This window comes from Actinoplanes sp. CA-142083 (assembly GCF_050942195.1).
GTDB lineage: Bacteria > Actinomycetota > Actinomycetes > Mycobacteriales > Micromonosporaceae > Actinoplanes.
On sequence record NZ_CP192076.1, the window covers coordinates 3,148,638 to 3,159,199 of the forward strand.

General features: G+C 68.5%; 8 protein-coding genes and 1 pseudogene. 5 read left to right on the forward strand and 4 right to left on the reverse strand.

All coding sequences use genetic code 11. The features are described 5' to 3' along the window. Window positions 1–119: 119 nt before the first annotated feature. Together ACQPZX_RS14465 and ACQPZX_RS14470 are read left to right on the forward strand one after the other, a co-directional pair. Entirely contained in the window at window positions 120–2,438 is a 2,319-nt protein-coding gene (locus tag ACQPZX_RS14465) for an NACHT domain-containing protein (protein ID WP_433379986.1), read from the forward strand. A 154-nt stretch (window positions 2,439–2,592) separates the two neighbouring features. Further along, window positions 2,593–2,801, forward strand: a pseudogene (locus ACQPZX_RS14470) (integrase core domain-containing protein); the annotation flags it as partial. A 360-nt stretch (window positions 2,802–3,161) separates the two neighbouring features. Here the strand turns inward: ACQPZX_RS14470 and ACQPZX_RS14475 are convergent. The 4 genes from ACQPZX_RS14475 to ACQPZX_RS14490 form a co-directional block, all read right to left on the reverse strand. Beyond that, a complete protein-coding gene (locus ACQPZX_RS14475) occupies window positions 3,162–4,130 on the reverse strand; it encodes an isopenicillin N synthase family dioxygenase (RefSeq protein ID WP_433379989.1) in 969 nt (322 codons plus the stop codon). Window positions 4,131–4,245: 115 nt separating this feature from the next. Continuing rightward, complete coding sequence (locus ACQPZX_RS14480; protein ID WP_433379992.1) at window positions 4,246–5,184, reverse strand: hypothetical protein; 939 nt, start codon at window positions 5,182–5,184, stop codon at window positions 4,246–4,248. Between the two features lie 204 nt (window positions 5,185–5,388). Then, complete coding sequence (locus ACQPZX_RS14485) at window positions 5,389–6,657, reverse strand: S8 family peptidase (protein WP_433379995.1); 1,269 nt, start codon at window positions 6,655–6,657, stop codon at window positions 5,389–5,391. 107 nt (window positions 6,658–6,764) lie between these two features. After that, a complete protein-coding gene (locus tag ACQPZX_RS14490; RefSeq protein ID WP_433379998.1) occupies window positions 6,765–7,376 on the reverse strand; it encodes a TetR/AcrR family transcriptional regulator in 612 nt (203 codons plus the stop codon). Between the two features lie 91 nt (window positions 7,377–7,467). On the opposite strand from ACQPZX_RS14490, the gene ACQPZX_RS14495 reads away from it, so the two are divergent. The 3 genes from ACQPZX_RS14495 (at window position 7,468) to ACQPZX_RS14505 (ending at window position 10,560) form a co-directional block, all read left to right on the forward strand. Further along, window positions 7,468–8,460, forward strand: coding sequence for an NADP-dependent oxidoreductase (locus ACQPZX_RS14495; protein ID WP_433380001.1), 993 nt, complete (start codon window positions 7,468–7,470; stop codon window positions 8,458–8,460). Window positions 8,461–8,536: 76 nt separating this feature from the next. Next, window positions 8,537–8,953, forward strand: a complete 417-nt coding sequence (locus ACQPZX_RS14500; RefSeq protein WP_433380004.1) for a hypothetical protein — start codon at window positions 8,537–8,539, stop codon at window positions 8,951–8,953. Then, window positions 8,950–10,560, forward strand: a complete 1,611-nt coding sequence (locus ACQPZX_RS14505) for a lipase family alpha/beta hydrolase (RefSeq protein WP_433380007.1) — start codon at window positions 8,950–8,952, stop codon at window positions 10,558–10,560. Before ACQPZX_RS14500 ends, ACQPZX_RS14505 begins: the two co-directional genes overlap by 4 nt. Window positions 10,561–10,562: the final 2 nt, after the last annotated feature.

Below are 10,562 nucleotides of genomic sequence, written 5' to 3' on the forward strand. Positions count from 1 at the left end.
GACAAGTTGGCCACGGTGATTGCTGGCGTGGCTGCACCTTTGGTTTGCTGAGGTGAAGCCTCGCACTCTGCGGGCCGGTCGACATCGTAGTGACATGTGGGTCCGCAGCGAGGGTGAGTGTGAAGAGAGTCGCTCAAGCCGTCATCGTCACTGCTTTGTCCGCAGTAGCGCTTCCCATCTTGATCAACATTTTGACCGGCGGTACGCTCACGTCGCTCCGTTCCAATGGGGGTAAACTCCAGTGGGCGGCGGTGGCGGCGCTATTCATCGTTTTGGTGGCGCTGACTCTATGGCCTCGGGTTCGAGGGCTGATCACACCGATAGACCCGCATCGAATCGATCACCCTCGCAATGCACGAAATGCGATGGAGCAGGTTCGGAAGTACGTTCAGCAGCGGATTGAGGGGTCTCTCGCGCAGCGTGCCCGCATCGAGCTCGGATTCGACGAACGCCCGGACGCGGTAGCCCCTCCCGCGAATCTGGTACAGCGAGTCCAGAGCAACGAGCTGACCATCGAGCCGGGCACACCCATTCGAAAGATCTACGACGAACTGCAGGGTGTCATGCTGATTCTAGGGGCGCCCGGCGCAGGCAAGACCACATTGCTCCTGGACCTGGCGGCCTCGCTCGCCGAGGACCAAGACCAAACCGGCGCGGTCGTTCCGGTGGTCATCGACTTGGCCGAGTGGGCCGACATGACGAAGCAGGGCCTCGGCCGTACCGATGCCTTCTGGTTACTACGTCGATTCTGGCCGCGTAAACTGCCGATGCCGGATTGGGTACAAGCCTCCCCGACCGGCTTCCGTGAAAGGCAGACGACCGAGGAGGACGACAAGCAGTTCCTCGACTGGTTATTGGACACTATTCATCGGCGATTCAAGATTCCGGCAACAGTCGCGCAGGCCTGGCTGACTGCGGGCCGCCTAGGTCTACTTCTCGACGGTCTCGACGAGGTGCTGCCCGCGAGCCAGGAGCAATGCATCACTCTCATCAACCGACTGACTGCTCACTATCCAATCAGAGATCTCGTCGTGTGCTGCCGGGAAAATGACTACGAGCGACTGAGGCAGCAACTGCGCCTCCAAGGAGCCCTCGCAATCCGACCTCTGACGCCGGAGCAGGTAATCGCCTACGTGACATCAGCGACTGTCGACGATGTTCATGCTGTAGCCGACGTACTGAACACTGACCCCGAACTCATGGAATTGCTGACCACTCCGCTGATGATGAACATCATGGCGTTGGCCTACGGCGGCGGCAGGATTGGCCCCCTGGCTCGCAACATCGGCACGAACGCACGGCGGCGGGAACTCTTCGACGCATATCTGGTCGAGGTCATCGCACGGCGAGTACACCCACGGGCCAAGTATCAAGCCCTCGACGTTTTACACTCTTTGCGGATTCTCGCGGCGACCTCGATCCGCCTTGGCGACGGACCAATCGTGCGTCATCCCGACGTCGACACATGGGAAGTGGTTCTGCCGCGGCGGACGGCATGGTTTGCCAGCATGATCGTGATGCCTGTTGCAGCCGTGAGCTTCATGGCCGCAGCCACATTCTTGATAACCGCCCGGACCGATGTAGTAACGGGAATGGTCTCGGCATTCAGCGGTCTTCTCGTCTTCCGCAGGCTCAATGACGCGTCTGCCGCGCCTCGACGGCCGGGCCGTCCCGGAGCGTTTCGAGTAGGACTTGCGCTGGTAGCGGCTGCTGGTATCGGGGTCGGGCTCGCGTTGGGTGCGGTGATCGCGGCTGAACACTTTGAAACTGCGCTGAGATTTTTGCACGAAACGCTGATGAAGGACTTGATCGGTCTCCTGTTCGTGACGGTGGGCATTGCGGCCGCCATGATCCTGTTCGACAGTGAAGATCGGGCAACGGCGCTTCTGGCGGGCGGCGCCACAGGCTTGGCCGCAGGGATCGCCGCGTTCATCCGACCGGAGCCGGCTCTCCGCGGATACGCACTTGGCCTGCTAATCATCGCAATCGGGACCGCAGTAATGCACGTCCTATCGTTCCGAACCCAATCTGGGCCCCACGGCCAGCACTTGAGATCGATGATCTGGCGTCGACACGGTGGACTGCTTCCCCTGTTTGCGGCATGCGTCGCCTACTACCTCGGTGCGGATGCCAGCCCATACTTCGCCCTGACGCTGCTTGGCTGTGCCGGATCCGTATTGCCGGCGGTCCTCATCGGACAAGTGGCCATCGTTGTCTTCAGGTCTCCGCTGGTCTCCGTACTTCAAGGCCTCGTCGGCGACGCGATGCCCTGGCGTCGCCGATTCCTTCGGTATGCGGTCGATCGGTGTGTCCTACTGCGCACTGACGGTGAATACCGCTTCGTGCACATTCTCGTCCGCAATCATCTCGTGCAGAGCGATCTCGATCAATTGGCTGAAGCCATTGGCCGGCGGAGCGCGCAGATGGAGCGGAGTTAGCGAGCTCCGAATACGCTGGCGCCTGGGCGGCCGACCGCCAAACGGCAGGGCGTGATCCGCCCCGTTCACCGACCGGCCAGGTATTCGCGAATCCGTACGTGACGAAACTGGTAGGACGAGCCGACCCGGCGCAGAACCCCGCGCCGGTGGGCATCGTCCAGGAAGTCCAAGAGACGCCAGGGCAGTTCGCTTCCACCGCACCCTGACCGACGAATGGGCCTACGCCAAACCCCACACCAGCGAAAAGCCCGACGCAGAGCCCTACCCGGCTGGCTACACGCCTACAATCACCACCGCCACCACACCGCCATCGGCGGATCACCCGCCAGCCGCGTGCCCGACCTCTCTGGGCAGAACACCTAGCCCGTCCGATGGGACGCTCTTGATAGCAGGCGCGGTCGGCGGTGCTGGCTGGGCACGGTGGCGCGGCCCCGGGGACGGTCGCAAGGTGGCCTGAGAACATCTTGGCCTCCGGCCAGTGATCGCCTCGGCCCGGATGCCTTGCTGACCATCGCTCGAGTCCGGCCCTCGCGCTCGCGGGCCAGCACGCGCGCCTCGCCGACCGCACGGTCCACGCGGCGGGTGCCTCCGCCGCCCGAAGGACGTGCCCGGCAGAACTTCCTCGCGGTTTTATCGCCGGCGGTGACCTATCCGCCGGCGGGTTCATGCGGGCCGTCGCGTGGACTCCGTTGGTGCGGGCTATCGCGCAAGGCAACGCCCGCGCTATTCGTTCGGGTTGATCTCGCCGCGCAGTTGGGGGAAGACGTGGGACACCTTGTTGATCAGGTATTCGCCGTACGTGCCGGTGAAAGCTTGGAGGTCCTGACCGTCCCAGCGGGGAACGCCGTCCGGGTCGCTCGCCGCGCGTCGGGGTAGCGGGGGGATCTCGGCGGTGAAGTCCGGGTCGAGGAAGAACGGGAAGGACAGCCGGTCCCGGCCGCTGAGGTTACGGACGCGGTGCGGAGTGGACCGGTACCAGCCGCCGGTCAGCCGGTCGAGCATGTCGCCGATGTTGCAGACGAAAGCGCCGGGAACCGGGGGCGCGTCGATCCAGCCGTTGGCCGACCGTACCTGCAGACCGCCGTTGGCGTCCTGGGCCAGCAGGGTGAGCAGGCCGTAATCGGTGTGCTTGCCGACTCCCCAGTCGTCGCTCCCCGGTGGCGAGGGCGGATAGTGGAAGATCCGGAACAGCACCGTCGGGTCGGCCGTGTACCCGTTGGCGAAGTAGTCAGCGTCCAGGTCCAGGCTGAGCGCGACGCCGCGCAGCACGGCCTGCCCGGTCGCGGTGAGCGTCGCGAGGTACTCGAGCACCGCCTCCCGTAGCTCGGGCACCTGACGGGGAAAGAGGTTGCCGCCGTGCAGCGGCACGCCGGCGCGTACCCGGGGGTCGCCGGCATCGAGCTCCGCCCCGAAGTACAGACCTTCCTTGCGGTCCGGCCGGCCGGAGGTCAGCTCGGCGCCCATCGGGAAGTAGCCCCGCCAAGCCGGACCGCCGTGCCGCATGGCGATCTCCATCTTGTCCGCCACCGGCAGGCCGAAGAACCGCCGGCCGGCGGCGTCGAGGCCATCGAGCAGGTCGTCCGGTACGCCGTGGCCGACGACGTAGAAGAAGCCGCTGTCGCGGCAGGCTCGCTCGATCTCGCCGGCCACCCCGCGCGCGGCCGGTCCGGACCACCGCACCAGCGGGGACACGTCGACAACCGGCAGCGAGTCGATGGCGGCACCTCATTCCACTCGACCCCAGCCTAGTGACGTGTGCTTCACCCCGGGGCTCGCGGGTGAAGCACACGTCAACGCAGGGGCCCGGTCAGCAGACCTTGCGGAACTGCGCGCTCTGCACGTTGGCCTTGACCTGACCCGATCCGGCCGTCCCGCTGTTGGACGCGTAGGCGAACATCTTGATGTGCACCTCGGTGGGCGCGTCCAGAACCAGGAACGTGGAGATCGCCAGCGTCGGGTCCTGAGTCAGGGTGGCGCTGTCCGACTTGGGGATCATCACGCCACCCGCGGTGACGTTGTTGGTGAAGTCGGAGTTGATCGTCGCGCCCTTGACGACGGTCATCGTGCCGGTCAGGAACACGCCGGACGGCAGCCAGGTGTCGTTGTTGTTGAAGCCCGTGAAGCCACCGATGACGCGGGCGTCGTAGGTGCCCGCCGGCAGGTTCACGCTGCCGAAGTCGGTGGCCCCGGCGCGAATGCTGCCGCCGACCTGCGTCAGCGTCTTGACGCTGGGCGAGATCGTCGAGATCGTCGCGGTGCACACCGGGATGGTGGTTGGTGTGCTGTACGACTGCAACTGCAGGGTGAACCGTGTCCGCGCCGAGCTGTAGACGGTGAGCCGTCCCCGGCTGTCCAGCGGGACGGTCGCCGTGCCGGACGCGCTCTGACCCCGCCGGTAGCTGACGGTCGCCGCGCCGGTCGGCCGGTTGCCGGTCGTGTAGACGGTCAGGCTACCCGAGGACGCGGGGTTGATGCTGGTGATCTTGACGACCGCGCCGGTGGCGTTCGACGGCACCGCCGTGCCCGAGAAGGTCCGGCCGGCGACCTGGATCTTCGTGGCCTCACCGCCGCCCAGCGAATCGCCGGGAGGGGCGACGATGTAGGGATTCGAGGGCGTCGGCGTGGTGTCCGCGTTGGCGACGCCAACGGCGGCGACACCGCCGGCGACGACAGTCGCAACGGCGGCGGCGAGGGCGTAGCGCCGGCCTCGGCCCTTCTTGACCACGGTTGATGTGCTCTCGTTCATGGGGGGAGTTCCTCTTCAAGATCGCGCGGATCGATCGGCTGATCGACCGCTCTCCCCCTGAACAACGCCGGCGGAGCCCACCCGGACGCGGTTCGAACGGTCAGCCGGCGCTGTAGTGCGGGGCCCCCACCGTGTAGAGCAGCATGGCGAACGCCGTGAGGGCGAGCAGCGCGCGGAACGTACGAGACATGAGTTTCCCTCCGGTCAGGCCGTGGGTGTGCCGGGAAGCAGGCGCAGGACCCGGCCGTGGCCGGTCAGGTGTGGCCGGCCGGCCAGGAGCAGTTCGAGGGCGGCGCGCGGGGTGAGGCCGGGCTGCTCGTAGCAGAGCCGGGCGACCGCGCCGCTGATCTGGGGCGCGGCGAAGGAGGTGCCGGTCCACATCGCCCAGGCGTCCGCTCCGAAGGTCTGGTCGGGCTGGCTCGGGTCGCGCTCCGGTGGGTAGACCCCCGCGACGAACGGCGAGACCACGCCGACGCCAACAGTCGAGCACGTGAGCCAGGGCCCGCGGCTGGAGAACGGCGCCGGCTGGAGGTCGTCGGTCAGCGCGCCGACCGCGACCACCTGGTCGAAGGCGGCGGGATAGACCGGCTCGGCGTTGCCCATGTTTCCGGCGGCGGCGACGATGAGGACGTCGGGATAGGCGGCGGCGATGTGCTCGACGGCGGCGCGCATCGCCGGCGGCGGGGTGCCGTCGGCCGCGGGCGAGCCCAGCGACGCGTTGATGATGGTCGGAACGCCGGCCCGGTGCCCGTCGGCCGCCGCCGCGAGGAGCGCGGTGGCGACGTCGGTGTCGGTGCCGAGGCCGTCGCCGCCGGTGAAGCGGTAGGCCACTATCTCGCAGCGCGGCGCCACCCGCTGCACGATGCCGGCGGTGAACGTGCCGTGGCCGGCTCCCCAGTCGAGCCGGCCCGCCGCGGGCATGATGTCGAGCGGATCGGCGTGCCCCACGGCGCGGGCGAGCCAGCCGTCGTTGCGCGCCGCGGCGGCTATGCCGGTGTCGACCAGCGCCACCCGTACGGGCGCGGGCGTGACCGCCGTCGGCGGAGCCAGCGGTTCGGTGCCGTGAGGATGGTCGTCGGCTTTGATGACGTAGCCCAGCGGGACGATGAGGTGGGGTGCGGCGTCGATGCCCCGCTCCCGCAGGGCGGCCGGAGTCTGGGCACTGTGGATGATGCTGGGCAGGGCCCCACCGCGGGTGCTCACGCTCAGCTGTCCGCGGGCGACCAGCACCTCGGCGCCGGACGGGTTCCGGTAGCGGTCGAACGGCACTCCCGGCGTGGCTGCCTGCCGCGCCTGGAGCCGATCGAGGATCTGCCGGGCCCGCTCCGGCGCGCCGGACAGTGCGCGCATCTGCCGTACGGCATGGGCCCGGTCCGCGGCGAGCTGGGCGGTACTCCGGTGCTCCGGGAACTTCCAGGCGGCTTGCCGGGCGGTGGCGCGGCCGGGCAACCCCACCGTCGCCGCGCTCAACACACCGCCGACCAATAGGGTCCGCCGACCGATCCGATCCATCGCTACGCCCCCGTTTCGAAGATCTGGAATCGAGCAGGAGCGTAGCGGCGCCGCCACGTCCCCCACCGTCAGTTCATGGACACATCCACCTCGGCGGCCTGTCCGGAATCCGTCCCGCTTTGGAGGCCGTCCATCAGGATGTTCAGCAGGCGGCTCGCCCTGGCGGCGTGCTCGGGCGGGCGGGCCACGGTGAAGATGCCGATGAGGCCGGCGGCGATGTCCTCGGCGGTCACGTCGGCGCGGAGTTCGCCGGTCACCCGGCCGGCGGTGAGGATTTCGTCGATGGCCGCGAGCAACTCGGTCTGGGTCTGGGTATGGGCGATCTCGCCAGATTCGATCATGGTGAGCAGCGTGTCGAGCATGCCGTTCTTGGTCGCGATCCAGTCCCCGAACAGCTCCATCCAGCGTCGCAGCGCCGCGGGCGGGGGAAGCTCGGCGAGTAGCTCGCGGGCGCCGGTGGTGAGGCGCGCGACCTGATCGCGGTAGACCGCGTCGACGAGGGACTCGCGGGTGGGGAAGTGCCGGTAGAGCGTGGCGATGCCGACTCCGGCTTCGCGTGCGATCGCCCGCATCGACGGTTCGGTGTCGGCCGCGACGAACACGCGGGTCGCGACTTCGAGCAGCTGGTTGCGGTTGCGCGTCGCATCCGCCCGCAGCACGCGAGCTTCCGGCTCGGCCAAAACGGATCACGCTCCGGTTGTGGTACGGTGCCTGTTGGAAACGGAGCATAGTCCGCTTCTCGTTGCCATCGGTAGTCGCTCGAGGAGACAAGTGAACACGCAACGACCCAGCGTCACCACGCCGGCGACCGTGAGCCGGGCGATTCTGCTCGAGTCGTTCGGCGGCCCCGAGCTTCTGCGACTTCGCGAGGTGCCGGCACCGCAAGCCGGTCCAGGGCAGATTCGCGTACGAGTCAGCGCGGCGGGACTGAACCCGATGGACTGGTTCATGACCTCCGACGCGGAGACCGCCACCCGATTCGGCTTGAGCCTGCCGTCCAGGTTCGGAACCGACTATGCCGGGGTCGTGGATCAGGTCGGTGACGGCGTGACCGAGTTCGCCGCCGGCGACCGCGTGTTCGGCGGCGCCCTCTCCCGCGCGGTCGCCGACCACGTAGTGATAGACGTGGCGGGAACCATCGCGGTCGGCGGCGACGCACACCGTACGCCCGACGGCATCGACGACCGCACGGCCGCCACCCTTGCCATAGCGGGGTGCACAGCCGCCGCCGCGCTCGCCGTTGTCAACCCTGGCCCGGGCGACACGTTGCTCATCGGTGGCGCGGGCGGCGGTGTCGGCGTGTTCGCCGTGCAGCTCGCTCGCCTCGCGGGCGCGCGGGTGATCGGGACGGGATCGGCGACGTCGGCCGATGCTCTGCGTGCCCTTGGAGCCGAGCCGGTCACCTATGGCGACGGCCTGGTCGACCGGCTCCGTGCCCTGGCTCCCGGCGGCATCGCCGCGGCCATCGACCTGTTCGGAACGGAGACGGTGCACGCGGCGAGAGAACTTGGCGTTCCGGACGAGCGCATCACCACCATCGCCGCACGGATCGACGGAATCACCTCGGCAAACGGTGCCAACGCCGCCCCCGGCGCCATCGAGGAGATTGCTCGCCTGGTCGCGGCGGGTCAGCTTCGGGTGCCCATCGCGGCAACCTTCCCGGTCGAGCAGATCAGCGCCGCCGTCCAGCTTCAAGCCGGCCGGCACGTACACGGAAAGGTCGTCATCGACCTCCACTTCCAGTCATCACCCGACCTGTCATGACCTGATAGCCGACTCGCGGCTCAATGGCGACTCTCGGGCCTGGCGCGGTTCCCGCGGGTCCGCCGAAGGTAGGGCGGTGGATCTACGTCCCCTTCGAGGCGCACTGGCGGCCGCGGTGGTCATCGCCGCGCTGGCCGGCTGCAGCGCCCATCACAAGCCTGCCGCCGCGGCGACGACCCCGGCCGCCGTCGTTCCCAGCGCCGCCCCGCTCAGCAGCCCGAGCGCGGTCGCGCTGGCCGGTCAGCTCAAGGCCGGCACGGAGGCCGGGGTCCGCGCGGCCATCGCCATGCCGAGCGGCCAGCAGCTGGACCCGAACGCGGCCCAGCAGTTGGCGGCGCTGGGGACGATCAGCTTCGACCTGTCCACGTTCACGTACATCGACGGGCAGACCGCCACGGTGCGCGGCCATGTGGAGAACCCGGCCGGCGAGTGGCTCTTCACCCTCACGTACGTGTCATCGCAGTGGAAGCTCGTCGACGGGAGGCCCGCATGATCCGCCGCGGGCTGGCCCTGATGGTCCTGAGCGTGCTGGCCGTCCTGCCGCTCGCCGCGCCGGCTTCCGCCGCTGCTCCCAGCTGCCAGGGCAAACCCACCGATCCGGGCAGCAACCAGTCCGCCAACCGCCGGCCGGTCATCTTCGTCCACGGCTGGCGGGCCAACGGCGGCGCGCTGCAGAAGGCCGGCAAGGCGCTCGACGCCCTGCTCGACCACCGGATCCAGCCGTTCTACTTCGACTACGGCGTCCAGGACACCACCTGGGCCGCCGACCCGATCGTCTCCGGCTGCCTTTCGCAGTACATCGAGAAGGTGTCGGCGGCGTACTACAAGAAGGGCGGCGAGGGCCGGGTCATCCTGGTCGGGCACTCGATGGGCGGGCTCGCCTCGCTCTACGCCGCGACCGGCAACGCCCGCGCCGACATCGGCGGGCTGCTCACCTTCGACACCCCGTACCTCGGCAGCGAGTTCGGCGACACCGGCGTGGCCGGCTGGTGGCAGGGCGTCCAGCAGAGCCTTGGCCCCGCGATCGCGCCGCCGGTGGGCTCGGACGCCCAGATCTGCCTCGGTGAGCACCGCGACGGCGCGCCCCTGGCCAAGAACTGCAAGTGGCCGCTCCCCAAATACCTGCCCGCGGCGACCCCCGTCACCACGATCGCCGGCGACGTCACGATCCGCCGCAAGTTCGGCGGGATCACCCTCTACAACCAGCACCTCAACACCGACGGCGTGGTGTCGGTGCCGTCCTCGAACGGCTACCTGTCGATGGCCAAGAGCGCCGACCGCCCGAAGAAGGCCGACGTCACCACCAGGACCATCGGCTGCGTCTACAGCACGGATGCGCTGCTGGCCGCCGTCCTGCCCACCGCCAACGCGTCGCTGATCCACCAGATCGTCGCCGACATCAGCTCGGCCGAGGGCCTGTTCGGCCACGCGACGCTGATGGCGCAGTTCGCCCCGTGCGGCCACAGCAACATCTACAACGACGAGGGCGCCCAGAAGCAGGCCGCCGCCGCGCTCAAGCGTTACCTGGACCTGCTCGAGCCCGGCACGTCGATCGTCAACCTGGCCCCGGTGACCCAGGCCGGCAAGGTCGCCCAGGGCTGGACGACGGTCGACCTGACCGGCGACAACGGTCCCGCGGGCGTCGACTGCTCGATCAACGAGGGATCGCCCTCGGCCATCCTCGGCGACATCTACTACTGCAGCCCGGTGGCGGCCAGCGCCGACGCCTGCTGGGTGGCCGACAACAAAATCACCATGCTGTGCCTGACCGACCCGATGGCCAAGAAGGTCGAGATGCTCCCGGCCGGACCGGACGGCATGCCGACCGGCCCGGCGTCGCACGCTGAGGAGGCGTTGCCGATCCGCCTGGACCTGGACAACGGAGACCGCTGCCGCCTGCGAAACGGCGGTAGCTGGGGCGGCCACTATCCGGACCGGATCGGTTGGTACGGCTGCGAGAAGGCCCAGGCGGTGTGGGGCACCGCCACGAAGGGGATCGACAAGTCGAAGAAGGCCTGGACCGTGAAGACAGGCGGCGAGACGGGGCCGCTGACCGCGCACAAGGTCCGCAAGGCCTACTACGTGGCCACGGCGCCGTAGCG

Coding starts and splice junctions, on each gene's coding strand:
- ACQPZX_RS14480 (WP_433379992.1), bottom strand. CDS start 5,184: ATGAACGAGAGCACATCAACCGTGGTCAAGAAGGGCCGAGGCCGGCGC.
- ACQPZX_RS14505 (WP_433380007.1), top strand. CDS start 8,950: ATGATCCGCCGCGGGCTGGCCCTGATGGTCCTGAGCGTGCTGGCCGTC.